The sequence below is a fragment of the Ruegeria sp. SATB045 genome (genome assembly GCF_059613525.1).
Genome location: NZ_JBXWSR010000011.1, coordinates 14,869 through 40,657, shown reverse-complemented (window position 1 = coordinate 40,657; position 25,789 = coordinate 14,869). Strand labels below are relative to the sequence as shown.

Annotated in this window: 17 protein-coding genes; 7 read left to right on the top strand and 10 right to left on the bottom strand. The window is 57.1% G+C overall.

The window, feature by feature from the left end; translation table 11 throughout:
• Positions 1-12 precede the first annotated feature (12 nt).
• From AC2FNR_RS01900 to AC2FNR_RS01880, 5 genes are all read right to left on the bottom strand, one after another.
• On the bottom strand, positions 13-1,668 hold the full coding sequence (locus tag AC2FNR_RS01900) for a GMC family oxidoreductase (protein ID WP_496847784.1): 1,656 nt from the start codon (positions 1,666-1,668) through the stop codon (positions 13-15).
• Positions 1,669-1,684: 16 nt separating this feature from the next.
• Positions 1,685-3,184 carry a CoA-acylating methylmalonate-semialdehyde dehydrogenase gene (locus AC2FNR_RS01895; protein ID WP_496847783.1) on the bottom strand — a complete coding sequence of 500 codons (1,500 nt, stop codon included), beginning with the start codon at positions 3,182-3,184 and terminating at the stop codon, positions 1,685-1,687.
• A gap of 198 nt (positions 3,185-3,382) precedes the next feature.
• Positions 3,383-4,189 carry a crotonase/enoyl-CoA hydratase family protein gene (locus AC2FNR_RS01890; protein ID WP_170356406.1) on the bottom strand — a complete coding sequence of 269 codons (807 nt, stop codon included), beginning with the start codon at positions 4,187-4,189 and terminating at the stop codon, positions 3,383-3,385.
• Between the two features lie 117 nt (positions 4,190-4,306).
• Positions 4,307-5,962, bottom strand: coding sequence for a BCCT family transporter (locus AC2FNR_RS01885; RefSeq protein ID WP_170356405.1), 1,656 nt, complete (start codon positions 5,960-5,962; stop codon positions 4,307-4,309).
• A 195-nt stretch (positions 5,963-6,157) separates the two neighbouring features.
• Entirely contained in the window at positions 6,158-7,783 is a 1,626-nt protein-coding gene (locus AC2FNR_RS01880) for an AMP-binding protein (RefSeq protein WP_496847782.1), read from the bottom strand.
• A 286-nt stretch (positions 7,784-8,069) separates the two neighbouring features.
• Here AC2FNR_RS01880 and AC2FNR_RS01875 point away from each other — a divergent pair, with 286 nt between their 5' ends.
• The 4 genes from AC2FNR_RS01875 (at position 8,070) to AC2FNR_RS01860 (ending at position 11,900) form a co-directional block, all read left to right on the top strand.
• Positions 8,070-8,960, top strand: a complete 891-nt coding sequence (locus tag AC2FNR_RS01875; protein WP_496847781.1) for a LysR family transcriptional regulator — start codon at positions 8,070-8,072, stop codon at positions 8,958-8,960.
• A gap of 293 nt (positions 8,961-9,253) precedes the next feature.
• Positions 9,254-10,813 (top strand): caspase family protein, encoded by a 1,560-nt coding sequence (locus tag AC2FNR_RS01870; RefSeq protein ID WP_496847780.1) that lies wholly within the window; start codon positions 9,254-9,256, stop codon positions 10,811-10,813.
• The gene (locus AC2FNR_RS01865) at positions 10,783-11,484 is read left to right on the top strand and encodes a hypothetical protein (protein WP_496847779.1); all 702 of its coding nucleotides are present in this window, start codon (positions 10,783-10,785) and stop codon (positions 11,482-11,484) included. Before AC2FNR_RS01870 ends, AC2FNR_RS01865 begins: the two co-directional genes overlap by 31 nt.
• Before the next feature lie 11 nt (positions 11,485-11,495).
• On the top strand, positions 11,496-11,900 hold the full coding sequence (locus AC2FNR_RS01860) for a hypothetical protein (RefSeq protein WP_496847778.1): 405 nt from the start codon (positions 11,496-11,498) through the stop codon (positions 11,898-11,900).
• 4 nt (positions 11,901-11,904) lie between these two features.
• On the opposite strand, the gene AC2FNR_RS01855 is transcribed toward AC2FNR_RS01860, so the two are convergent.
• The gene (locus tag AC2FNR_RS01855; RefSeq protein WP_480869790.1) at positions 11,905-13,368 is read right to left on the bottom strand and encodes a caspase family protein; all 1,464 of its coding nucleotides are present in this window, start codon (positions 13,366-13,368) and stop codon (positions 11,905-11,907) included.
• A gap of 150 nt (positions 13,369-13,518) precedes the next feature.
• Between AC2FNR_RS01855 and AC2FNR_RS01850 the strand changes: the two genes are divergently transcribed.
• Positions 13,519-14,574 carry an OmpA family protein gene (locus tag AC2FNR_RS01850; RefSeq protein ID WP_496847777.1) on the top strand — a complete coding sequence of 352 codons (1,056 nt, stop codon included), beginning with the start codon at positions 13,519-13,521 and terminating at the stop codon, positions 14,572-14,574.
• A 5-nt stretch (positions 14,575-14,579) separates the two neighbouring features.
• Here AC2FNR_RS01850 and AC2FNR_RS01845 read toward each other — a convergent pair whose 3' ends face one another.
• The 4 genes from AC2FNR_RS01845 to AC2FNR_RS01830 form a co-directional block, all read right to left on the bottom strand.
• Entirely contained in the window at positions 14,580-16,514 is a 1,935-nt protein-coding gene (locus AC2FNR_RS01845; protein WP_496847776.1) for a caspase family protein, read from the bottom strand.
• A 19-nt stretch (positions 16,515-16,533) separates the two neighbouring features.
• Positions 16,534-20,145 carry a two-partner secretion domain-containing protein gene (locus AC2FNR_RS01840; protein WP_496847775.1) on the bottom strand — a complete coding sequence of 1,204 codons (3,612 nt, stop codon included), beginning with the start codon at positions 20,143-20,145 and terminating at the stop codon, positions 16,534-16,536.
• Positions 20,072-21,811, bottom strand: a complete 1,740-nt coding sequence (locus tag AC2FNR_RS01835; RefSeq protein ID WP_496847774.1) for a ShlB/FhaC/HecB family hemolysin secretion/activation protein — start codon at positions 21,809-21,811, stop codon at positions 20,072-20,074. Before AC2FNR_RS01835 ends, AC2FNR_RS01840 begins: the two co-directional genes overlap by 74 nt.
• A 174-nt stretch (positions 21,812-21,985) precedes the next feature.
• Entirely contained in the window at positions 21,986-22,741 is a 756-nt protein-coding gene (locus AC2FNR_RS01830) for a M15 family metallopeptidase (protein WP_496847773.1), read from the bottom strand.
• 292 nt (positions 22,742-23,033) lie between these two features.
• On the opposite strand from AC2FNR_RS01830, the gene AC2FNR_RS01825 reads away from it, so the two are divergent.
• Together AC2FNR_RS01825 and AC2FNR_RS01820 are read left to right on the top strand one after the other, a co-directional pair.
• Entirely contained in the window at positions 23,034-23,567 is a 534-nt protein-coding gene (locus AC2FNR_RS01825) for an OmpA family protein (RefSeq protein ID WP_480846910.1), read from the top strand.
• A gap of 36 nt (positions 23,568-23,603) precedes the next feature.
• The gene (locus AC2FNR_RS01820; protein WP_496847772.1) at positions 23,604-25,787 is read left to right on the top strand and encodes a serine/threonine protein kinase; all 2,184 of its coding nucleotides are present in this window, start codon (positions 23,604-23,606) and stop codon (positions 25,785-25,787) included.
• The last annotated feature ends 2 nt before the right edge of the window (positions 25,788-25,789 follow it).

Sequence of the window (25,789 nt, the reverse complement as noted above, 5' to 3'; positions counted from 1 at the left end):
CTGGATGCGGTTTTACCGGCCCGCCTGAATCCACCGCGCTGCCTTTTCCGCGATCATCAGTGTCGGAGCGTTGGTGTTGCCGCTGGTGATCTCGGGCATGATCGAGGCATCGACCACGCGCAATCCCTTGATCCCCTTGACCTTGAGCTGAGGGTCAACCACGGCCGTCGGATCATCCGCGCTACCCATCTTGGCAGTGCCGACGGGATGGAAGATCGTGTTGGCGATATCGCCCGCCAGTTTGGCCAGTTCCTCATCGGACTGGTACTGGGTGCCCGGTTTCCATTCCTGCGGGTTATAACGCTTCATGGCCGGTTTCGCCATGATTTCACGCACCTGACGCAGGCTGTCGGCGGCGACCTTGCGGTCATCCTCGGTGTCCAGATAGTTCGGCGCGATCATTGGCGCGTCGGTATATTTGCCCGACCGGATGCGCACATGGCCACGGCTGGTGGGGTTCAGGTTGCACACACTGACCGTGATCGCCGGGAAATCATGCAGGTCTTCGCCAAAGGCCTCAAGGCTCAGCGGCTGGACGTGATATTCCAGATTGGCATGGGTGCGGCTGGGGTCCGACCGGGTGAAGGCACCCAGCTGGCTGGGCGACATGCTCATCGGGCCCGAGCGCTGCAGCGCATATTGCAGGCCGATCTTGGCCTTGCCCACCAGGCTGTTGGCCAGGGTGTTCAGGGTTTTCGCCCCGTCCACCTTGAACACGGCGCGGATCTGCAGGTGATCCTGCAGGTTCTCACCCACAGCGGGCGCGTCCAGCACCACGTCGATGCCCTGCGATTTCAGGAATTCACCATCCCCGATGCCCGACAGCTGCAGAATCTGCGGCGAGTTGATGGCCCCGGCGGACAGAATGACCTCGGCCTGCGCCTTGACGGTCACCGGCTGGCCCGCACGGCGGACAACCGCACCGGAACAGCGGGTCGCGCTATCATCGGTGGTGTCGAAGGTCAGACGCTCGACCTGCGCTTCGGTCCAGATGGTCAGGTTCTGACGGTCCTTCGCCGGACGCAGGAACCCTTTGGAGGTGTTCCAGCGCCAGCCCGACTTCTGGTTGACGTCAAAGTAACCGACCCCGGCGTTGTCGCCCGAGTTGAAATCGTCGGTCGATTCAATGCCCGCCTCATTTGCGGCCTTAGCAAAGGAATCCAGCACGTCCCATTGCAGGCGCTGCTTTTCAACGCGCCATTCGCCGCCATGGCCATGCAGGTCAGAAAAGCGGCTGTTGTCGCCAGTCGCCGGGTCCGCCCCGCCATCCAGCTTGTAGTGGTTTTCATGCGCCTTGAAGTCGAGCAAAGAGTTCTGCCAGCTCCAATCCTCTTCGCCGCTCAGCTTTGCCCAATTGTCAAAGTCACGCGCTTGACCCCGCATGTAGATCATGCCGTTGATCGACGAGCAGCCTCCCAGCGTCTTGCCACGTGGATAGCGCAGCGTTCGACCGTTGAGGCCCTTGTCGGGCTCGGTCTGGTACAACCAGTCGGTGCGGGGGTTGCCAATGCAGTACAGATACCCGACGGGGATGTGAATCCACGGGTAATTGTCTTTCTTACCAGCTTCCAGCAGCAGGACACGTTTCGACGGATCCTTGCTGAGACGATTGGCCAGCAGGCAGCCGGCAGTGCCGGCCCCCACGACGATATAGTCAAAGGTTTCCATGGTCAGTGCTCCGATCTCAGCGCGCGACGGGCATAGTGAACTCAGCGCCTTTTGAGATGCTTTCAGGCCAGCGTTGCATGATGGACTTCTGCTTGGTGTAGAAGCGGACGCCCTCTTCGCCGTAGGCGTGGGTGTCGCCGAACAGGCTCTTCTTCCAGCCGCCAAAACCGTGCCAGGCCATCGGCACTGGGATCGGCACGTTCACACCAACCATGCCCACCTGAATCTGACGCCCGAACTCGCGCGCGGCGTTGCCGTCACGGGTGAAGATGCTCACGCCGTTGCCGAACTCGTGGTCGTTGATCAGCTGTACACCCTCGGCAAAGCTGTCGACGCGGATGCAGGACAGAACCGGGCCAAAGATTTCCTCTTTGTAGATCGTCATGTCCTTGGTGACATTGTCGAACAGCGTGCCGCCCATCCAATAGCCATCCTCATGACCCTCAACCGTATAGCCACGGCCATCGGACACCAGCGTCGCGCCTTCTTCAACGCCTTTGGCGATGTAGCCGGTGATCCGCTCATGCGCCGCCTTGGTGACGATCGGACCCATCTCGGCATCCATCTCGACCCCGTTCTTGACCTTGAGGCTTTTCAGACGCTCCGCGATCATCGGCACGATCTTGTCGGCCACGTCGCCTACCAGCGTGGCCACCGAGATCGCCATGCAGCGCTCGCCGGCCGAGCCATAAGCCGCGCCCATCAGCGCGTCGACGGCCTTGTCCAGATCGGCATCGGGCATCACCAGCATGTGGTTCTTGGCCCCACCCAGCGCCTGCACGCGCTTGCCGTGACGGGCGCCGGTCTCGTAGATGTAATTCGCAATCGGGGTCGAACCGACGAAGGAAATCGCCTGCACGTCGGGGTGCTCCAGCAGCGCGTCCACGGCCACCTTGTCGCCCTGCACCACGTTGAAGACACCATCGGGGAAGCCGGCCTCTTTCATCAGTTCGGCATACATCAGCGACGGCGTCGGATCGGTCGGCGAAGGCTTCAGGACAAAGGTGTTGCCTGCCGCGATGGCGACCGGGAACATCCACATCGGCACCATCACCGGGAAGTTGAACGGGGTCACGCCCGCCACCACACCCAACGGCTGGCGCAGCGTCCAGTTGTCGATGCCGGTCGAAACCTGATCGGTGAAATCGCCCTTGAGCAGCTGCGGGATGCCGCAGGCGAACTCGACGATATCGATGCCGCGCTCAACCTCGCCGCGGGCGTCGGTGAAGACCTTGCCATGCTCGGCAGTGATGGCGCGGGCCAGCTCGTCCTTGTGCTCGTTCAGCAGGTTCAGGAACTTGTTCATCAACCGCGCGCGGCGGATCGGAGGCATGTTCGACCACGCCGGAAACGCCGCCTTGGCCGCCGCAACCGCCTTGTCCACATCCCCAACCGAGGCCAGATCAACCTGACCGGTCAGAGCCCCCGTCGCCGGGTTGAACACGTCCTGAGTGTTGGTGCGCGCACCACCATAAACCTCGCCATTGATATAATGACCGATTGCAGTCGTCGTCATGGATGCCTCCTCCTTGGGTCGACCTCAATCTGCCAAATCCAAACAAAACAAATCCAATGACTAATCATACCAAGTGATATAAGCAGCGTTAATATATCACCGACCGGAAACGTATAATAAGTTGTTTTTAATAAATTAATTCTCCGGAAAACGAGTAGATTACGACTCCCTCAGCGCCCAAAGGTGACTCTCGATGAACTAACTGTCGGGTCGAATACGCGCGGCCGTCTTGTTGGCAAACGCCTCAAGTCGCGCGCGGGCATCAGTTTGAGTATTCACCACACCGGCAACGACCGATTCGGCATAGGCCGCGTCCAAAGGAGACATGTTCTGCATGTGGCTGATCGCAGAGCAGATGGCAAAGTTGGTCAACGGCAGGTTCTCAGCCGCGCGGCGCGCAAGGTCCAACGCTTTGTCAAAGCTGGACCCCTCGACACGGTATTGCGCTAGGCCGATTTCAACTGCCTCCTGCCCCTGATAAACGCGGCCCGTCAGCATCATGTCGACCATGCGGGCCTTGCCAACAAGATCAGCCACCCGAATAGTGGCCCCTCCGCCGGTGAACAGCCCACGCTGGCCCTCGGGTAGAGCGAAATAGGTGCTGGCGTCGGCGACACGGATATGCGCCGCACTGGCCAGTTCCAATCCGCCGCCCACAACAGCGCCAGTAAGGGCGGCGATCACGGGAACGCCGCCATATTCCATTTTATTGAACGCTTCATGCCAACGCAGGCAGACATGCATGAAATCAGCAGGACTGCGATCGGCCTGATGGTGCTCGACCAAATCGAGGCCAGCGCAAAAGTGATCGCCTTCACCCGTCAGGACAATCGCCGCGGCGCCAAGTCGAGGCGCGCTGCTGAACAGGTCAACCAGTTCATCAATCGTGGCAATATCCAACGCGTTGCGTTTGTTCGGGCGGTTCAGTCGCACAATCCAGACGCCATCTTCGTGTCGCTCAACGACCAGATTCTTCAGTTCACTCAGTTGGTCGAGGGTCAGCATCGTCTATCCTATGGCTTTTTGTCTGGGTCAAACATCTAACGAATTCTGGGGCCCGCGAAAGGGCGGGCACAAAAAAAGGGCAGGCGTTTTTACGCGCCCGCCCCGATTTTTCAGACCTTACTCGGCCGGTTCAGCGGCGTGAACGCTGGTCACGCCCAGCTTTTCACGGCGACTGTCACGGATGATGCCCTTGATCAGTGCAACACCCATCAGCGCCATCACCAGGCTGAACGGCAGCGCCCCAATCACCATCGCGGTTTGGATCGCGCCCAGTCCACCGATGATCAACAAGGCACCCACAACCAACGCCAGAGCCGTGCCCCAGAAGATGATGTGCGGACGGCCTTTGGGGCCTTCGTCACCGCCCGAGTTGATGGTGTTCACGATCAGAACAGCCGAGTCTGCCGAAGTGACCAGATAGGTCAGCAGCAGGATCACAACAATTACCGCCATTACCCAGGCAAAGCCAGACGACAGGATCACGTCCAGCATCGCAAACAGCTGTGCCTGCTGACCGGCACCCGAAATCGCATCACCAGCGGTGCCGTTCAGGGTCAGGTCGATGGCGGTGCCACCAACGATGGTGAACCAGACGAAGCACATCATCGAGGGGATGATGATCGCACCCAGCACGTATTCACGAACGGTCCGCCCGCGCGAGATACGCGCCAGGAACACACCCACGAATGGTGCAAATGCGATCCACCAGGCCCAGTAGAAGACGGACCATCCGCCCTGCCAGCTGGCCAGCGCATCGCCAGTTTCGGTACCATCAGCTTTCCAGACGTTGAACAGCATACCCGGCAACGCCACGATATAGTCGAACAAGCCGACAAACAGTGCTTGCAGGCCGAACAGAGCCGAGCCGAAGATCAAGAAGAAGGCCAGCAGGAAGAAGCTGAGGCCCATGTTGATGTTCGACAGCCATTTGATGCCTTTGCCGACGCCCGACAGAGCAGACAAGGTGGACGCACCCATGATGACCAGCAGAGCAACAACGATGGCAGCAGTGGTGGCTTTCCCATCTTCATTCAACAACCAATCGCCAACACCAATCCGGTGCAGACCGGCGACGAACTGTTCAACGCCAAAGCCCAGCGTCTGTGCGACGCCCAGAATGGTGGCAACAACGGCAACGATGTCGATCGCGTGACCCAGCTTACCCGACAGCGCACTGCCGAACAGCGGTGCCAGACCCGAGCGGATGGTCAGCGGCAGGTTGCGGCGGTACGAGAAATACCCCAGCGACAAGCCAACCAGCGCATAGCACGCCCAAGCCGAGAAGCCCCAATGCAGGAACGACCACTTATAGGCATTGCGAACGTTGTCAGCCGATGACCCTTCTGCCAGACCCTGAATAACCTCGGGGTTATTGGCAAAGTGGTACATAGGCTCTGCGGTTGCAAACGTCAGCATTCCGATGCCAATCCCCGCCCCGAACATCATCGAGAACCAGGAAAAGCTTGAAAACTCAGGTTTGTCACCGGGCAGGCCCATTTTCAGACGGCCAGTCGACGGGATCAGCGCCAGCACCACACAGACGATGATGAAGAACGCCACGACCCACGTGTACCAGGCCGCAAAGTTCGACAGCAGGAAGCTGTTCATTGCGCCCAAAACACTTGATGCGTTCTCTGGGAAGGCAATCGCCCAGAAGATCAGCGCACCGACTAGGATTTTTGACGCGATGGTGACGTCTTTGCTGAAGCCATCATAAAAGCCGCCTTCGCTGACTTCGATGGGCAACTCCATCAGTGGTGGTTCTTTTGCCATTTATGTTTCTCCTCCGTGATTTCGTAAAGCTCGCACTTAAAATAGATGGTCATTAAGCACGATCCGCCCGGCACCTAGGTCTCCGTCTTGTGTATCGAGCGGTGTTTTGTGTTCGAGTGTCTCTCACCCTAAACCCGTTTTTCGCGCCTCAGAGCGTTGATCGCGCAAACGTGCTTCTGGTGTGACTGTATCCATCTACTCCTTTGCGGCTTTGGCGGTTTCCCGCAGCTGGAATTTCTGGATCTTTCCGGTCGATGTCTTGGGCAACTCAGCGAAGATCACCGATTTAGGAGTCTTGAACCCAGCCAGATTTGCGCGACAAAAGCTGATGATTTCTGCTTCGTCAGCCTCGTGACCCGGGCGCAGTTCAACAAATGCACATGGCACTTCCCCCCATTTCGGGTCAGCCTTGGCAACAACCGCCGCTGCTTGAACTGCCGGGTGGCGGAACAACACGGCCTCAACCTCGACCGACGAGATGTTTTCGCCCCCCGAGATAATCACATCCTTCAACCGGTCGCGGATTTGGATATAGCCGTCCGGTTGAATAACGGCGGCATCACCAGACCAGAACCATCCATCCTTGAACGCCTTGGCCGTGGCTTCGGGATCTTTGTAATACCCCTTCATCACCGTGTTGCCCCGAATGGCAATCTCGCCTTGCGTTTCGCCGTCACGCGGAACTTCTTGCCCGGTCTCGCTATCCAGAACCGTCACATCTTCGACCATTGGGAAAGCGATACCCTGCTGGGCTTGCAGCTGGGCTTGCTCCTCGGGGTGCTTGTGATCCCAGTCATCCTGCCACAAGCACTGCGAGATATGGCCATATGTTTCGGTCAGGCCGTATACCTGCATGACGTCCAGACCCATCGCCTTGGTCTTTTCCAAGACAGAAGGCGGCGGCGGCGCACCAGCGGTAAGGACACGAATTGCGGGATCAAACGGCGCGGCATCGGTATCTTCGTGCTCCGCGATCATCTGAAGTACGATAGGCGCTGCTCCTAAGTGGGTGACACCATGGGTCCGGATCGCGTCCAGAACTTTGTCTGCTGCGGGCGTCCGCGTGAAAACCTTGGTTCCGCCCAGAATAGCCATCATCCACGGATGGCCCCAGCCATTACAATGGAACATCGGGACCACAGACAGATAGATCGGATAGTGCGGCATTTCCCAAGCGGCAACAGTACCTAAAGCCATCAGATACGCACCGCGGTGGTGATACACGACGCCCTTCGGGCGCCCCGATGTGCCCGACGTGTAATTCAGAGCGATCGCATCCCATTCACTGGCTGGCGAGACCAACAGATCAGGATCGACAGGAGCAGCGGCGAGGTCCTCGTAGTTTCTGCCACCCAACGTGTCGGACCTTGGCGCATTCACATCGTTGATCTCGACCACTGGGACCGTGCGGCCAAGCCGCTCGAAAGCCTGCGACAGGAGGGGAACGAACTCACGATCAACAATCACCAGTTTGGTATCTGCATGATCCAGAATGTAAGCGATCGTTTCGGCTTCCAACCGTGTATTGAGCGTGTTGAGAACCGCGCCCATCAGCGGGATGGCGAAATGAAGCTCGAACAATTCCGGGATGTTCGGGCTTAGGATAGAAATCGTGTCGCCCTTGGACAAACCCAACGCCTTCAAGCCGCTTGCAACAGCACTCGCCCGAGCGGCTATATCGCTCCAATTGCGGCGAACATCCCCATAGATAACCGCGACACGGTCTCGATGGACCGAGTTTGCCCGCGACAAAAACGAAAGCGGTGAAAGCGGTACAAAGTTCGCTGCATTTTGCGCCAATGCGTCATAGTTGTGCTGCATGGCCTTTCCTCCCAAACGACCAGATCAGTTTTTTAGCTTGCCACCAACTGTTGGCGGCTCAGAACGTTCAGGAAGAAAGCTCAGTGGCACTGTCAGCGCCGAAACAGGAACCCGTCAAGCCACCACACGCCACGAGAAGACGTAGTTAACTTTTTGGAAACCAACCCGGATCACTTCTGGCGCATTGTGTCTTTTTCTGTCTGACTAATTTCTGGTCCGCGTTGTTTAATTAGAATGCGGATTCTGTAAAATATGGAAAAATTTTTAAGGGGTATCGAATTTTTCAATGTCACGACGTACACCGACACTCAAAGGCCTGCGCGCCTTCGAAGAAGTCTACATTCTGGGCAACTTTACTAGGGCCGCCGATGCTCTGAACGTCCAACAGCCAGCAATAAGTTATCAAATCAAACAGTTAGAAGAAGACTTGGGGACTCGTCTTTTCCTGCGAAAAAACGGCAAGCTTGAGCCCACGCCGCCAGCGCATGATTTGTTTCACTCGGTTTCACGAGCTTTTGATGGAATCCGCGAGACATCGGCCCGGATTCGACGTGCCGATCAAAAGCAGGTCTGGACGATCGCGACATATGCCGGTGTCGCCGCGCATTGGGTGTCACCCCGCCTACCGGCACTTTCCAAACACCTAAACGTGCGCACCAAAGTCGTAACGCTAGTAACGGATGCTGACTTGTTTCGAGAAGAGGCAAATTGCTGGATTGCATTCGGGGACGGATACTGGCCCGGGTTCGAGGCCCGCCTGTTGATCCGGGAACGTGTTTTCCCGGTCGCGTCGCCCAGCGTCGCCAGGCAGATTCTTAAATTGAAGGACCGGATCGAAACCGGAGGCGTTCCCTTCATCGAACTGGAAGACACCGAGCACCGCTGGTTGGACTGGCAATCCTGGCTTGGGGCCAGTTCCGAGAACTGGAACTTCTTGGACAACCGGATCATCGTAAACGATCATGGTATGGCGCTACATCTGGCGCTGGCAGGATCAGGGATCGCACTGGGGTGGCACGGCGTTTTACAAGGCCACCTGAACGCCGGCAGTCTTGTTCAACTTTCCCAGTACGAGGCTACCTCCTCCAGTGGATATTGGCTTTTGGGTCGCAAGGGTTTTTTTCAATCCGAAGAAGGTCAGAAAATCTACGATGCCCTCGCTCCAGAAACCGACTAAGGACTGGATAGTGGTTCCCAACACTACTATCGGAAAACGTAACTTTTCCGCAGGATCAATGTCTGTACAAGTCGACCTAGTCTATGTTTAACAAGCCTGCCGCTACAGCCCTAAATGCCGGCCAATAAAATGATGCAACAGGACGCGCGCAAGTATTGACGCACGGCTTTCAGCAAACCCTCTCGGCTGCTCTCAACAAACACTGCCCGGACAAAAACGCCTAACCGAACCCCGGTGACTGAGCGTCCCAAATCAGATTGTTATCTGTTCATCTGTTGGGCTATCGTGAAATCATGTGCCAGACCCGCATGACCATCGGAATACCCATCATTCTACTGTGTTTGGCTTTGAGTGCGGCACAATCCTACGCAGCCGATCGCGTCGCATTATTGATTGGCAATTCGGACTATGCCACGCAGGAAATGTCACTGCGCAATCCCGGCAACGATGTCGAAGCTTTGGGCAACACGTTGCAAGAGCTTGGTTTCACGGTCATTCAGGCCACAAACCAAAACGCACGAACCATGCAAGAGGCGGTAGACAAGTTTGGTGCTATCTCAACGGGCGCTAAGATGGCCGTGTTCTTCTATGCCGGGCATGGAGTACAGATCGGCGGGGCAAATTACCTGATCGGCACCGATTTCAACGGAAATAGCCTGCAGGCACTAAAACGAAGTTCGATCACGCTGGACCGAGTGCGGGACGTTATGACCAAGGCCGGGCCCGATGTCGGCGTCCTGCTTTTGGATGCCTGCCGTAACAATCCGTTTTCCGACAAGGGCCTCGTCGAACATGGCCTTGTCAGAATGCGTGGCGAAGCGGGTTTGTTGATAGCCTACGCGACAGACCCAGGAAACGTGGCGTATGACGGGCAAGGAAAGAACAGCGTTTTCACCAATGGGCTACTGGACCATATTGCGACGCCGGACCTGGACGTTCGACTAATGTTGGGTCGTGTCCGCCAACAAGTGGTTTTGGAAACCGATGGGCGCCAGATCCCTTGGGTCGAGGAATCTGTGCTGGACGAACACAGCTTTGCTCCAGGCCTGCCCAACAGTTCGCCCAAAGACGAAATCACTGCCGATCTGGAACATTGGAGACGTATCTCTTCCAGTTCGGACAGCCAGGAATTCAAAACTTACTTGAAAACCTATCCCGATGGGTTGTTTGCCACATTTGCCCGAGAACAGCTGGCATCCCTTGAAACGCGGGCGGCGACTCCGCTGACACCGGTCAGTGCCACATTCACACAGGCCGATCCTCAGAAGCTTGCGACCGCCTTGATGGCGTTGGGGCATCTCAAAGAACCGCAGTCTTCTGACCTTGGCCCTGCACTGGACAGCTATAGGAGGGGTTTGCCAGCTGCGGAAACAGCCACGCCGGAGCGGCTATTTGAAGACGCGGCTCAGGTTTCGGTGTATCTGGCGGTCACAACGATGCAAAGGCTGCGCACCGACATTATAGCCCTTCGCAGCGTCGAGCGCACGCTGACCATTGCCGAAGATGCTTTAAGGCAAATCGAAGACATCGCCCGTTCAAATGCAGACGCATTGCCGGTTTTGCAACAGGCACGCAGTGATATCTACGACATCTACCGGTCGCGCGGGATTATCCTGCGCCGTTTGGACCAGAGCCGCAGTTATTATGATGAGGTACTGGCCCGCGCTGTTATTTTTTTTCCACCCGACATTGATGCTTCGATTGTCAATGCTGCATCAGGGTCACGTGATCTCGATTTTGCCAATGCGCAACTGACGCAGGACGCGAGCTTGTTCCTACGGCATGTATCGCAAGCAGATGATAGCAGAAAAGGAAGTTACCAATGGCTGGCCGATCTTATCCCTCCCGAATAGGTGCAAGCCTTGTTGTTGCCACCTTAGTCCTGGCGGCGTGTGGCGACAGCACTCAGACGTCGGCTCCAGCAACCACCCCCTCGGGCATGACACAAGCCGAGGCTGATTTGGTCAAACAGGCCGCAGCCATGCAAAAAACGATCCTGCAGGGCGCAGTCGCCGGTGGCGCGGTAGGCGGAGGGATCGGCTTTGGTCTGGGTGGCAGTGATGATGTGGGCCCAGGCATCTCGATCGGTTTTGGCGCCGGGGCTTTAGCAGGGACTTACGTCGCCTTCGTCCAGCGCAGCTATGCAGGGCGCGAGGCGCGTTTGCGACAGATCAAGAAAGACCTGGATCGCAACACAGCTGAAATGCAGACGACACTAACCGTTATGAACCAGGTTCTGTCTGCACAGAAAGCCGAACTGAATTCACTGAACGCAAGCATCTCCGCAGGCACGGCCGACCCATCGCAGATCGAAAGAGAACTGGCCGAAGCCAACGGAAACTTGACCCAGATGGAACTGGCCATTGACGGCGCCACCAAACGACAGGCCGAATTCACCGAGGCCCGATCTCTTACAATTGCCCGCGGACAGGCAACTTCACCAATAGATGCGGATCTTACAGCTTTGTCGAACCAGATCACTCAGATGCGCGGGGTCGCCAGTGATCTGGCGTCGTCGTTGTGAAGGGTGCACGAATGATCCGCTTTGCCGCCCTAGCCTGCCTGTTTCTTACCGCGTGCCAAACCACGACTGATCCTGCAGATGGTGGGTTCTTCGCCGGTGTTTCTGGAATTACAACCGGTGCCTACGACGATCGTATCGCCGCAGCCGAAGGGGATGTGGCCACGGCGCAGGCACGAAATGATGCGCTTGCTGTGCAAATTCGATCGTCGGAATCTGAACTGGCCAAGCTCAAGCTCAAAATTCTACAACAACGTGACGCGACCGGTGGAGGCGACGCAGCAACGGCGGCTCGCATCGACCGTGTTTTGAACGACACGCCTGGGGGGGCTACGCCAGAAGCCAGACTGACGGCCCTGCAAAAAAGCATCTCGGACGCGCGCGCACTCAGCGCCGATTTAGCTAAACTGTCGGGTTAAACGTTTAGCCCTGACATCCGCCCAATGCCCAACGGCGCAGGTTGACTTTCAAACCGCCGCCAAAGGGGTGTTGCTTGGCGACATTCCCGGCTTCGGGGCGGTTGACATAGGTCTGGGCCTGATTGCACAGGTCCTCGGGCGTCCACTGGTGGCAATTCGAACAGGACTGGTCTTTCCACAACTCATCCGGCAAACCCTCGATCGGAGGGAACAGTGGCGCGCCTGCCACCAGTTGGTTAATCGTTTGCCCGCGCACATGGTCGTTGCCGAAATCCAGTACAGAATCGAGCGTCATCGGGGTGTTGCCCGGTGGTCCTGTTTCTGACAACTCACCATCCGCCTCGGTCTTACGGGTCACGGTTTCCTCACCGTATTTCAAGGCAGCCAAACGATCAGCTGCTTTGCCCGAGAACACCCCTTCAGGGAAACTCTGCAGATAGACCTCATATGCGTGAACTGTGTCATCAGCCAACGCCAGTTCGTACATCAGGCGTTCGGTTTCATTTGCCTCGATCACCGTTTGCTCTGGCACTTTGGGTTGCGGCGCGGTTCCAAAGGATTCGGCTAGAACGGTCTGCAAAAGATCGCTTGCTTCGGCAGCATAAGCGCTGTCTGGATAGGCGCGCATAAACAGCATGATCTGAACCGGATCACGCGAAGTCGTTGCCTCCTGCCAAAGCTCCTCTTCGCTTCGGGTCTGGACGGTGGGCGTCTGAACCTGCGATGAGAAGGCAAAATCCTGTGTCAGGGACGAGGTATCCCAAGGCGTTTGCAACCCTCGGGTCTGATCCAGAACATCCACGCGGACTTTCTTGAACAAGTGCTCAATAGCCATACCCGGCGTTTCAATGTGTTCGGCCAAGCTCAACGTAAACGGGCTGTTACCCTTCTCACCATCCAGTGCGACGCCGCCGGGATCGGTAGCATAGGCTAGAAATGTGCCTGTGGGGGCTTTCATCTCGGCCAGGCCGTTGTCATCCATATCGGCCAGATTTTCGAACGGGTTGTTCCGACAGGCATCCAGAATGACGATATTGGTCTTGTTATGCGCCGAGGCCATCTGGTGCAGGACCGAACGCGCCTCGACCGCCATTAAATCAAGATCAGCGGGGTCGCTCAGCGAGATATCGACAGGCAGCAAATAGTTCGATCCAAAGGACTGCACCCCGTGGCCCGCATAGTAGAACAACCCAACCGCATCCTCGCCACCCTGCCGCAGATCGCGACCAAACTGGGCAATGGCGCGCTTCATCTCGATCTGCGTGCTGTCAGTCAAATTGCGAACGTCGAACCCAAGGCCCTTAAGTTTTGCCGAGATCAGCGTGGCGTCATTAACCGGATTGTCCAATGGCGACACCGACGCATAAGCCGAATTGCCAATAACCAATGCGATCCGCGGCTCGGCCATCGCCGGCGCGGCCCACGAGATCGAAATCATCGCAATCAGAAAGTAAAAAATGCGAAGCACGTCGGGTCCTTTGTTTCGGGTCCTTTATCACGCCCGTGACGCCATGGCATCACGTAAGCCTGATTATATTTAAATATGTCATTTGACTTTATTGTGGCCATCGCCTGACATATCCCGAATTGACCAGCAAGCATAGGAAGAGGTTCACACATGCCAGGCTCAAACTTGATGCGAAGCATTTGTGCTGTAGCCATCATTTTGCTGTCTAACGCAGCATGGGCGCAAAGCGCGGATCCGTTTGAACATGGCTGGACGTTGGATGCAGGCGCCTCGGAATTGCAATTTCTATCCGTTAAGAAAAGCTCGGTTGCAGAGAACAGCGGTTTCGCCAGCCTGTCAGGCGTGATCGGCCCCGATGGTGCCGCCGAGATACGGGTGCAGATGGACAGCGTGGACACCAAGATCGACCTGCGAAACGTGCGGATGCGGTTTTTGTTCTTTGAAACCTTCAAATACCCCGAGGCCATCATCACCACCCAGCTTCCTCCCGAAAAACTGGTCGACCTGCATCAGGCGCGGCACAAGATTATCGACCTTCCCTATTCTCTGTCGCTACACGGTGTGACCAAGGACGGCGTTGCGCAGGTTGCGATCACTCTGGTCGACAACGACCGCGTGGCCGTGGCCAACACCACACCGATTGCCATCGCCCTGCCCGATTTCAACTTGGAAGAAGGCCGCGGCAAGCTTCAAGAGGCCGCGGGCGTTGACATCCTGCCCTTCGGTTTTGTCAGCTTTGGCTTCGTGTTCGACCGCGCGAAGGCGGGCACGCCCCCGCAACTGGTCGCGGCCTCGGCCACCCCCGGCGCTGCGGCGCTTGAGACCAAGGGCAATCTGGACCGCGAAGCCTGTGAAGGTCGGATGGAGATCCTGTCCCGCACCGGAAACATCTATTTCACATCGGGCAGCGCGCGCTTGTCCGAAGACTCTATCCCACTGCTGACGAACCTGCATGACATCGTGAACCGCTGCCCGGAACTAACAATCGAAATCGGCGGGCATACTGACAGCGATGGCTCAGACACCGCCAACCGTGTGCTCAGCGAACGGCGGGCGCAGGCGGTGAACGCCTATCTGGTAAATCAGGGGATCGCGCCGGAACGTCTTGTGACCGTAGGCTATGGCGAGAGCCGCCCCGTGACCTCGAACGACACGGCTGAGGGCAAACGCCGCAACCGCCGGATCGAATTTGTGCCGGTGAACTAGAGGCGTCAGTTCGCCGCCAGGATGATCGGATCGAACCCGCCGCTGCGCCATTGTTGCAGGGCCGAGATGAAATTCTGCCCCGGCACCCCGTCGATGGTGCTGTTGTAGTAGCCGGCCTTTTGCAGCAGTTTCTGCACTTCCATCAACGTCTCGCGCGTCCACTGGTCCGAGGCCAACGACAATTGGTTCACGATTGCCCCGTCATCCTCGGCTGCGCCACGCAGAAGCATACGCGCGGCTTCGAGCGGATCGCGGGGCACGCCGCGCCCCTCGTCCAGCAGGATCGCCGCCGCCAGATAGCCCTGAAATTCGCCTTCACGTGCGGCACGCTGGAAATAGCCAAGCGCCTGATCCGGAGTGCCTGCTATCCCATCCTGAGCCAGAACGCCCAGATTGAAAGTCGCCTTGGCTGACCCACCATCCGCCGCCTGTTGCAGCAGCGCGATTGCGCGCGCTTGATCCTTTGGAACGATCTGTCCCTCGAACAGTGTCACTGCAAGATTGATCATCGCATCAAAGCTGCCCCCTTGGGCGGCTTGTTCATACAGAGATAGCGCAGCGGCCTGATCTTGCGGAACACCGGTGCCGCCCTCGTGCAATTGCGCCAGAGAAACCATGGCCCTCAAGTCCCCCGCTTCGGCTGCCTGCTTGTAAAGCGTCACCGCTCGGTCCACATCCCCTGCCGCAATCGTAGCCCGCGCCAGCAGGGCCACGTAGTGGGACAGGTCTGGCGTCTGCGCCGCTGCAGCGCTGCACGCCTGAATGGCGGTCAGGGCGTTTTCCTGAAGACGGCTGAAGGGCACGCCGGGGATGCTGGCCGTGCGGTCGCGCGGGTGGGTAGCCAAACGTTCACATATGCCGCCGGGTGTGCTGTCCTCGGGGCGCGGGATGGATGCGATCAGACGCTGCGCCTGTGCCGCATGGGCGCCGTCGGGATATTGCTCAAGGTAGAACTCCAGCAGCGGGCGCATCCGGCTGCGCTGTGCCAGTTTCCAAAGGCGTTCGGCCTGTTCGTCTGCGTCCTCAACCGTTACCGCGCGGGTCAGTGTCTGCCCCTGCCCGGCCCGATCCAGAAAGGCCACGACCTCATTCACATGCGCGCCTTGCGGGTAGCGATCCATATAGAGCTGCATCAGGGACGCATCCTGCGCATTGGCGGCAACCTGCCACAGCAGCGTCTCCTCAGACGCCGTGACAGGGCTGTTGTCGAACCGGAACTGCCGCGTCAGGGATGAGTTGTCCCACGGAATCTGACGTCCCCCTGTCGAAGCCAGCACGTCCTTACGCACCGAGATCATCAGGTCCGAAATATCCTGCCCGGGTGTGTAAATATGGCTCAGCAGCGCCTCGGTGAAAAAGCTGTTCCGGCCGGTGCCGTCATAGGCCACGTTGTCCGGCTGCGTCGCATAGGCGAACATGAAATCCGCCGCGCTGCCGACCCGAGCCAACCCCTCGCCGCCGACCTCCAAACCCGTTCCTTCGAATGGGTTGTCGCGGCAGGCATCCAGAAACACCAGACGGATGCCATCCGAGCGTTCCATCCGGTTGACGAATTCCTCCATCTGGATTGTCTGCTCGGGGATGTCTTCGGGCTTGGTGATCTGCGCATCGACAGGAACCAAATAGTTGCGCCCGTTCACCTGAAACCCGTGCCCGGCATAAAACAGCAGCGATACGTCGGAATCCGCAGCAGTCGTGCCATAGGATTCCGCCAGCGACAGCATCTCGTCCCGTGTCAGGTCGGTGCCCAGAAACACCTCGAACCCCAACCCCTCCAAAGCGATGGCGAGATCAGAGGCATCGTTGATCGGATTGTCCAACGGGCTAACCGACACGTAGTCGGAATTGCCGATAATCAGCGCAACCCGCTTGTCCGCCAGAGCGATGGTCGCACTGAACAGCATCAGGAAAAGCGCTGCGAAGCACCGTTTCAGAGCCAATGGTCTACTCTCCGACGTATCAAAGGCCGATGGCGCGGGTCAGTCCGATATCCGCCTGACCGACCGCTGCCACAATCGTTTCTACCTGTTGGTTCTGAACGATGGCAAGCTCGGGATCGGTTGCTCTTATCAACGTGATGGCCTTGCGGATCTCACGCTGGGCCTGACGGATTTGCCGCCGCGCCTGCTGTACCGCTTCGCGGCGGATCGCGTTGCGCTCTTCTGCGGTAGTGGCCAGCGACAAGCGGCGATTGGCTTCGTCACCTGCCTCGCGGATACCCGCGCTGGCGCCGCGAATGATGTCACCGACGGATTCGAGCCCCGGTGGCAAACCCTTCACGATACCGTCAAGTTCGGACGCGTAGTCATCCATCGCTTCGGCAAGACAGGCCAGGTATTCACTGACATTCTCACCACTGCTGGCACAGGATGCGATCTCGCCTCCGAATTCCTCGGATACGTTTTCAACAGTCCCAAGTGTTGCTTCAGCCTCGGCGACTGTTGTCACGGCAGTGCCACCACCTCCGCCGCCTCCGGTTATAGTGGTATCAACGGTCGGAGTAACTTCTACCTCGGGTGTGGGCGGAACGGGTATCGGCTCCACTACTGTCACAACCGAACCGGGCAAAGACACAACTTGATATCCTATTTCGGCTGAGCTGAGCAAAAACGAGGTCGACAGCGTAAATGTCGTGGTGCCATCGTCGTTTTCGATGAAGTTCAACCCCTCAAATACTGTGGACGTATCCAAAGAATCAGATGGGGGACCAAACAGGTAAACGGAAGGCCCACCAAAAATCGTGCCCGTCGTCGCATTGGGCGGCTGTTCGCCCTCAACAACCGCAATATCGTCGGGAATAGCAAACACAACCGGCGAGGTCGTGTAATTTGCCGGGCCTGTCTCACCCGATCCCGGAGCCCAGTTGTTTTCAAAGTCCCAGCCTTGTTCCGAAGCAAGGTTGAAGAACGTCACTGTGTCGTTCAGTTGGAACGTGGACAGTCCCGTGCCACCGGCGCTGGTATTCTGCCCGGAACTCTGCGTGTCCCAGAAAGATGCGGTAACGGTCCCGGAATTACTGCCAATCAATCCGCCCAACATCGGAGTGTCGCTGCCGGAGAAATCCACGCTGCCGTTCGAATAGCTGCGTGTGACCGAACCACCGTTGTTTATTCCGACCAGACCACCGACGGCTACGGTATCCATCGGGCTGGAAAACTGGCTTACCCCTCGGACGTCCGAGTTGGAATACGAGTCAACGATCGAACCGAAGTTCTCGCCGACCAATCCGCCCATGATAAACTCGCCAAAGCCAAGTCCGGTCACCGAACCACTACTGAACGAACGCTGAATGACCCCAGAATTCTCTCCAACCAAGCCACCGACCAAAACGAAATCAGCCTCGATCGGATCAACCGTCACACTGGCAGTCGAAAAACTGTCACTGATTTTACCGCCATCGTTAATGCCAACCAGCCCGCCGGTCACGTCGTCACTGCCGGCGAAGCTGCCCGACACACTAACGCCCGAGATTGTACCAAGGTTTTCACCGGCAAGTATGCCACCACCCTGAGCGGTAATATCCGCATTCGTGATACTCAGGTTACGCACGGTACCGTCCAGAGTGCCGAAAAGGCCGCCGAAGGTGAAGTCGTTGTCTATGAACAGGTTGTTGATCGAAAACCTGTTACCTTCAAGCGTGCCTGAAAAATCTGCAGGGACAAAACCAAATGACCAGCTGGACGTGGGCGAGGCATCGATGTCGTTGACCAGCGCAAAGGATTGGCTAGAGCCGTTGAGACCCTGCAAACCATAGATATCGGTTAACTGGAACGGGTTCGCGCCCGACCCGTTGCCGCCCGTGGCGCGCAGGAATGTGGCGTTTGGCGAGACGATGAAATCGCCCGCGAAAAAGCTGGGCAGCGTGGCCGAAACCTGATCCCAGAATCCTGCAACCAAGTTGAAAGTGGCCACACTTATGCTACCGCCGGGGCCGGTGGTGATCCGGCCTACTCCGTCGACCGCCCCCATTGCATTCAGCAACAACCCACCGTTGACCGCGTTGATCGCACCGTTGATCGTGATCATGTTATCCGCGATCAGGAACAACGTATTTGCCGCCATCCAGTCGATATCAGCGTTGATCGTGATATTGCCGTCATCTGTGCCGGTCACAGACGTAGTCAGAAACACATCCGCAGATTCAAGCTGGGCTTCCAGACCCGCTTCGGTAAACGTGCCTGGAATCGTTATGTTCACCGGATCAATCAACAGATCTCCGGTTTCCCCATTTGGAGCGCGCAGGTCGGTAAAACCGCGATACACCAGATCGATCTGCCCCGAGACCTCGACAAAGCCGCCATCGCCCGCGGTATCCCCACCACGGGCTGATATCTGGCCGTGGAACTCGGTCAGATCATCGGACCAGATAATAACGCGACCGCCATTACCTTCGTCTCCGCCGTCGGCTGAAATACTGGTGCTCGCATCTACGAAGGTTGTCTGCGCCGTCGGGAGCGTGCCGCCACCCTGAAAATCGCCACCGACCAGAATGGTTCCACCATCTCCACCACCCGCCCCGTCGGATGTCAGCGTGGCCCCTGCCAGCGTGATCGCTTCACCAGTTATGGTTATAGACCCACCGTTCTGAGTACGCACCTTTGGCCGCAGCGACGTTTCGACAAGTGTTTCCTGAGCCGACGTATCGATCGTGCCACTGACCCGAACGCCGCCGCCGCTGCCACCCAAAACGACAGCTCCGGATACTCCGCCAACCGATTGGGCCTCGATCACGCCAGACATGTTGATTACCTGTCGCGCCGCATTCCGTGCACTGGCCGCTTTGAGGTGAACAGAACCGCCATTGGCTTCGATCCGCCCTGAATTGGTAATCAACGCCTCCATCATGGCGTCATCGCTATCCGAAGGAACAGCGACCTGCAAAAAGCCATCGCCAGAAATATCCAGTGTTACTTGTTCACCCGCACCAAGCCCCACCTTGCCAAGAGGTACACGGATCAAGCCCGAATTGGAAACTTGCCCACCAATTAGCGCTGCATACCCGCCCGGAACAATCGAGATTGTTCCCGCGTTTTCCACTGCGGTTGAACTACCATTTCCGGCAAAGCGATAGCGCCCGTTAAGGAAATCTTCATCCGTTACATCCAGGGTCGAGGCCACGAAGCCACCCGCATTGACTGCGCCGTTGGGGCCAATAAAGATACCGTTAGGGTTAACCAGAAACACCTGACCATTGGCATTCAACTGGCCGAGAATTGCGCTGGTAGTATCCCCTGTCACCCGGTTCAAAATCACGCTTTCTTGCCCGGGCTGGAAGAAATTAACTGTCGAGCCAGAACCGATCGAAAACCCGTTCCAATTCACTACGGCCGCGCCCGACCCCTGCGTAATGTCCAGCTGGTTGCCGCTGGGTTGCGCAATCGTAACAGTTCCCGCCGCCACGGTTCCGCCATTGGGCAGCGTTTGTGCCAGAGCTGTCGTGCCCCATAGCGTTGCCGTGGCTGTCAAAATTGCGCCGCGGATCACTGTGGCGCGAGCCCTAAAATCTGCGGCTTGCAACAATAGTGAAGCGGTTTTCGTCTGCCCCCAGGTCATCGCGTTCACCTCTCCCATATTCAACTCGTAACGATCCCGACTTGTAGGTCGAGTCTTCAATTGCAATCAAATCAGCACCGATCCCATAGGCGTAGGCCGTAGTCGTGCTTTGCTCAAAAGCCGTAGGTTGTTCTATTCCCAATTCGCCGTAAGCACCAAATACATAAGGCTTCAGGATCAGCGGCAACCCAGCCACTTCGACCCGCTGCGATCGACCCACTTCGGACCGCACGACCCATCCGTCATCGCCACGCAACGAACCCGCATCAAAGGTCGACAATTCGCTGGTGCTTGCGATACTGAATTGCTCGGACGTCACCAGAGCGTCCCCGAAGCTGGTTTGAATTCGGCCGTTCAAAGCCAAAGACCAGTTGGCATTCAAAGGACGCTGATACTGGCCAGACAGAACGAGTTTCGTAAATTCCGGTTCAGCATCCTGGCGCGAGAATGGAGTTTCTCCGGGGCCGACCGAGGTCCGTGCGCCAAGGATATCCAAACCCCTTGAAAGCACTACACTCCCGCGCAGGAAGCCACCATTATCATAGGCGCGTGTGCCATCCAAAGTAGCGCGCAGCACGCTGATATCGTCGTCAAAGACCGGAATCTCAAAGGGGCCGACCAACAGGTTCTGCGTATCGCTGATACGATCCAGGATCAGTTGCGACGAAAGATTAACTTTCCTGGATCTAATCCACGGATAATAGAGCCGCAGCGAAAACCGTTCGAACTCGCTTTCGTTAGGTAAAAAATCCGTGTCGGGGCGCGCTTCGCTAGAGGTCACCTCGGCGTTAATCGTAAAGCCATCATACCCGATCGGGAATACCGCACCTGCAGCCAAAATCCGATACTCGGGGTCACCCGAGAAAAACCGCGTCGGAGACCCACCCAGGTTAAAATAGAATGTCTCACCCAGATCCAGCAGGCCATTGAACTCAAGTCCAAGGCTCAGATTCAACGGACCAAGATCGTCTGACAGTGTATTGTCGAACCCATATGAACCGGTAAATTCCTTGAACTCTCCGTCCAAGGTCAGAACGGTGCCGCCATTGCTGTCACCTGCCGACAAAGTCGACGCCAAGCGAACTCCGAACGTATCACCTGCAAGCAGCAAGGCGCGCTCGATCTGCTGCAGTTTGATGCCACGCTTGCCGATTAACGGCTGGGTAATCTTGACCACGCGGTCCCGGACCTCTTCCGGAACTTTTGTTGCGTCAATACGCTCGACGAACCCGTCGACCACAACGATCCGCAACGTTCCACCATCCCGCAAAGTTTGCTGCGGCAGAACTACCCGACTCAGAACAAAACCGGCATTGCTATACGCGCTTTCAAGGCGATTTGTGGCCGCAAAAATTTCAGAGGCAGCGACGCGCTTTCCCGTCAGTCGCTCAATAAAGGCGGCATTGGCAGCCTCCATTTGCGGCAGAGCGCCTTCGATGTCCACGCGCCCGACTGTCACAAACAATCTGTCCGCACCTTCGGGAACCGGCGCGCCAGGGTCTCTGGCGACAGTAACAGGGCCCGTATTGCGTTGATTTTGCGGCTGAAATGTTGACGGTGCCAAATTCGACGCGCTTTGGGCCAGCACCGCGTCCGAAAGGACAAGACTGCCACCGGTTGCAAGAGCCAATATCATGCTGAGACGCGGAATCCGCATGATCGCCTGAGGTAGAGTCTTTGGCATTCGTAACCCTTAGTGAAACCTTAAAACAGAACCTAGCAAAGCCCAGCCCGCAGGCCAAAGCAAGATTGTATTTCCCAATACAGGATACCCGTCTGGATTGAGGTTATCCATATCACGATTGATTCCGAGACTGTCCGTGTCCTAGTTCACAGAGCATCTTATCATTCGACGATTTTACAAAAGTCCCTGCTCCAACCATTCTTCGATCTTGTTGCGGCTAACCTCGAAATGCATCGAGTCTTCTCGACCCCAGGCCGCACCCCATACCCAGCCCTCCTGCCGGAAGAAGTCGGCCAGAATAGTCAGACCCAGCTGGGTTTTACCATCGCCCAGCGTGTCCAACACTCCGTCGATATTCAAGTCAACAGCCAGGCCATAGGCATGGGCCGATGCGGATGAGGTCGCGCCACGAATCCGCCGCACACATAAGGACCCGGCTGTATTAATACGTGCAAAGAGGTCGGGGTCCGTGCGACGGATGTTTTCGAAAACAACGCGCAGAGAGTCTATTGCCGGTTTCAACATGCGTACCCGAACCGGGCCGACTTCTTCTAATACAAGGTTTTCTTCTAACCGCGGGTTGGTCATGGACTGACAATTATCTGTTAAGTCTTCGCGCGGCAGCCCGAATTTCTCTTTCAGAAACGACGAACTCGCCAGTTTGAGTTCTTGATTAACTTCGTTGCGGTTGGCGATAAGGACAACCTGAGCGTAAGCATCAATGATCTCGTTTGGGCTGGTGCTGTCATATCCATAGTCGTTCGCCCCGTCTGCGCCTTGCAACACGGCCGAACCGTCGCTCTGGGATCGCGATATCTCGAGCGACAGCCTCTCAATCTCGTTGCGCATATCTTCAACCCGTTGGCTCAGCATTTCGATTTCGATCCGCGCGCCTGAATCGATTGCCGGCCCCTCAAAATCACTTTCCATAGGAACGATCAGTGGAAAAACATACCAGATAACAGGGGCCAAAATAATCGAAACCCCAAGAATTACTGCCGGAACTATGCGCATCTGATGTGTTTACCTGTATCTCAATTCAATTGCGCCCAAATCTAAAAGTCGTCGCGCAAGATGTCACGTGCTCGGCTTTATTTCTTAATCACAAATGTGACTTTCTTCATTGTCGCACACCTGAGGCACGGGTACTCTTTGTCCCAAACAGGGAAGGACTCCGGTAATGATTACTTTTTCTCGACTTAAATTTTTTGGGGCTTCGGCCATGGCCCTCGTTTGCACGACGCAATTCGCTTTGGCCCAATCCAATGAACTAACAGCCGACGAAATCACCGATGCATTCAACAAGCAAAAAACGCGCGGCTTGGTGATCGTCCCGTCAACAGCCGCGACTGAAGCAACCGACGACGCTGTGGAAACCACAGTTGCTGCCGCCCCGGCCGAATATCAACCGGTGGCCTCGGAAGATCAGGTTAATATTCAGGTTCGGTTCGACTTCGCCTCGGCCGCCTTGCGCGATGATCAAAAACCCAAGCTGTCCTCCTTGTGCCAAGCGATGAAAAACGTCGACGTTAACGTCTTTCAGATCATCGGCCACACTGACAGCGCAGGATCTGCGGACTACAACCAAAATCTGTCTCTGCTGCGCGCGAAAGAAGTCAAACGCTTTCTGGTCAGCGATTGCGGTATCGCCGAAGGGCGACTGGAAGTACTGGGCGTAGGTGAAGCCGAACCTCTGAACAAGGACGATCCGCGCGCCGACGAAAACCGCCGCGTTGAATTTCAGGCGCTCGGCTGATTTAGTCTCCTCATAAAACACAATTTCGAGGGCAGCATGACTGAATCCCGCGCAGGCGACCTGTTTCAGCCGGGCGATCTGGTGAACAATACATATCGGATCGAGGCAATCCTTGGGCGGGGTGGTACCTCTGACGTTTATCGCGCGCGCTCCGAGATATCGGGGCGTCTGGCGGCGCTTAAGGTTCTGAAGGCCGAATTTTCCAGCAACGACGATTATCTCGTTCTGTTAACCCGTGAGGAAGAGATCCGCGACATCCGCCATGACGCGGTGGTGCGCTATTCCGAAAACAACCGTACTGCCGACGGACATGTCTATCTGGTGATGGACTATGTCGACGGGCCGGGGTTGGACCGGAAACTGGCTGATGGTCCTATGTCGGCAGACGACATTCTGACCATATGCAAACGCGTCTGCGAGGGGCTCGAGGCCGCGCATGCGCGCAATATCGTCCACCGTGACCTGAGCCCCGACAACATCATCCTGCGTGACGGTGATCCTGCGCAGGCAGTAATCATCGACTTTGGCATCGCCAAGGATACCAACCCCGGCGCAGAAACCATCGTGGGCGGAGAGTTCGCTGGCAAATACGCCTATGCCGCACCCGAGCAGCTGTCGGGAAAGACCGACCAGCGTACCGACATCTATTCCCTGGGCGCGCTGCTGCTGGCGAACTTCCGAGGCGAAAAGGCCAATTCCGGGCGTAACTTGCTGGAGGTTGTGGAAAGTAAAAAACAACCGCTGGACACTGCAGATGTGCCCGAGCCTCTGAAAACCGTGCTGGACAAGATGACAGCGCCGGACCCCGATGACCGGTATCAGTCGACCAGCGATGTATTGAGGGCTTTGTCCTCGGCCCGGTCGGGACAGGCGGAATCCCCCCCTGCCGAAACCGATGACGACGCAACCATAATCGTACCCAAAAGCAAACCTGCGGCCCCTGCGCAGCCTACCCCGGCCGTCGCAGCACCCGCTGCACCTCCGGTCGAAACGCCTGAGAAATCGCGCACCGGGCTGGTTGCCGCCCTTGGCGCGCTGGTCATTGTCGGCGGTGGCGCAGGTGCCTATTTCAGCGGCGCATTCGACAGCTTTACTGGGCCCCAATATCCCGTAGCCGCACCCTATACGTTGGTGGCGGACAAGCGCGAGGGCCTGCCGCCACGCGCCGTCGGTTTTGTTCCTTCGGAAGACACACGGGACACGATGACACGCGAGATCACCGATCAGGGTGGGACGGTTGATCTGACGTTGGCGTCTGGGGAAATCTCGGAAAGCTGGGGCGCTGCGGTCAGTGACGTCATCGAAACAGTGATGGAGCTGGATGAATGGCGGCTGGTCGTGAACGGAAACGATGCTCAATTGACCGGACAAACCACGGATCAGGCGCTGCATGACAAGCTGGAACAGCTTTATTCAGCAGGACTGCCCGCCGGGTTGCAGGGCTCAGTCGAACTAGAGCTTGAGCCAATGTTCCTGCCCGCTGCCGATATCCGCCCGATCCTTGCCGGTCTGGCCGATTGCGGCGCACTGAAACTGGAAAACGCCCCCACCGCCGGGTACGGCCCTGAGACACCTGTTCGGGTCAGTGGCACTCTGGCGTCTCAGGACAGTTTGGTCGGGCTGAATACCGCTTTGACCGCTCTGGTCGGTGAGCGGCCGATTGATCTGGACGGTGTGAACGTGTTGAACCCGACCTTATGCCTGATCGAGAACTACCTACCCAGTGCTCCGGCCAGCGACATCTCTATTGCGTTTTTCAACGGTGAACAAAACGACGCCCCGAACCCAACCGGAGATTTTGTCGTAGGACAGAACCCGGTGATTGACGTGGACTTACCGCAGGATGTGCAAGACGGGTTCCTGTCTGTCTCGGTTCTCGATGTGTCTGGTAACGTGTTCCACTTACTGCCAAACGTGACACGGCAAGAAAACGGGATTGCCGCGCTGCGGGATGGAGAAAGTGGGCCATTGTCGGTTCGCGTGGCGTATTCCATCCCCGAAAGTCAGGAAAACGGCGGCATTGCCTTTCAGGTTGATGACAGCACCTTGGGAAAAAGCAAGGTAATCGTGCTGCATACCGACAATCAACTGTTCGACACACTGCGCCCCACCACGGAATCCGCCGCCGGATATGCCGAGGCGCTGCGCGAACAGGATCGCAATGTGGAAACGCAGATTTTGTCGCTGGACAGCCGTATCCTGACCACCCTCGCGCAATAGCG

Excerpts from the sequence above, each read along its gene's own strand:
- AC2FNR_RS01900 (WP_496847784.1), bottom strand. The coding sequence starts at position 1,668 with ATGGAAACCTTTGACTATATCGTCGTGGGGGCCGGCACTGCCGGCTGC.
- AC2FNR_RS01895 (WP_496847783.1), bottom strand. The coding sequence starts at position 3,184 with ATGACGACGACTGCAATCGGTCATTATATCAATGGCGAGGTTTATGGT.
- AC2FNR_RS01890 (WP_170356406.1), bottom strand. The coding sequence starts at position 4,189 with ATGCTGACCCTCGACCAACTGAGTGAACTGAAGAATCTGGTCGTTGAG.
- AC2FNR_RS01885 (WP_170356405.1), bottom strand. The coding sequence starts at position 5,962 with ATGGCAAAAGAACCACCACTGATGGAGTTGCCCATCGAAGTCAGCGAA.
- AC2FNR_RS01880 (WP_496847782.1), bottom strand. The coding sequence starts at position 7,783 with ATGCAGCACAACTATGACGCATTGGCGCAAAATGCAGCGAACTTTGTA.
- AC2FNR_RS01875 (WP_496847781.1), top strand. The coding sequence starts at position 8,070 with ATGTCACGACGTACACCGACACTCAAAGGCCTGCGCGCCTTCGAAGAA.
- AC2FNR_RS01870 (WP_496847780.1), top strand. The coding sequence starts at position 9,254 with ATGTGCCAGACCCGCATGACCATCGGAATACCCATCATTCTACTGTGT.
- AC2FNR_RS01865 (WP_496847779.1), top strand. The coding sequence starts at position 10,783 with ATGGCTGGCCGATCTTATCCCTCCCGAATAGGTGCAAGCCTTGTTGTT.
- AC2FNR_RS01860 (WP_496847778.1), top strand. The coding sequence starts at position 11,496 with ATGATCCGCTTTGCCGCCCTAGCCTGCCTGTTTCTTACCGCGTGCCAA.
- AC2FNR_RS01850 (WP_496847777.1), top strand. The coding sequence starts at position 13,519 with ATGCCAGGCTCAAACTTGATGCGAAGCATTTGTGCTGTAGCCATCATT.
- AC2FNR_RS01840 (WP_496847775.1), bottom strand. The coding sequence starts at position 20,145 with ATGGGAGAGGTGAACGCGATGACCTGGGGGCAGACGAAAACCGCTTCA.
- AC2FNR_RS01835 (WP_496847774.1), bottom strand. The coding sequence starts at position 21,811 with ATGCCAAAGACTCTACCTCAGGCGATCATGCGGATTCCGCGTCTCAGC.
- AC2FNR_RS01830 (WP_496847773.1), bottom strand. The coding sequence starts at position 22,741 with ATGGAAAGTGATTTTGAGGGGCCGGCAATCGATTCAGGCGCGCGGATC.
- AC2FNR_RS01825 (WP_480846910.1), top strand. The coding sequence starts at position 23,034 with ATGGCCCTCGTTTGCACGACGCAATTCGCTTTGGCCCAATCCAATGAA.
- AC2FNR_RS01820 (WP_496847772.1), top strand. The coding sequence starts at position 23,604 with ATGACTGAATCCCGCGCAGGCGACCTGTTTCAGCCGGGCGATCTGGTG.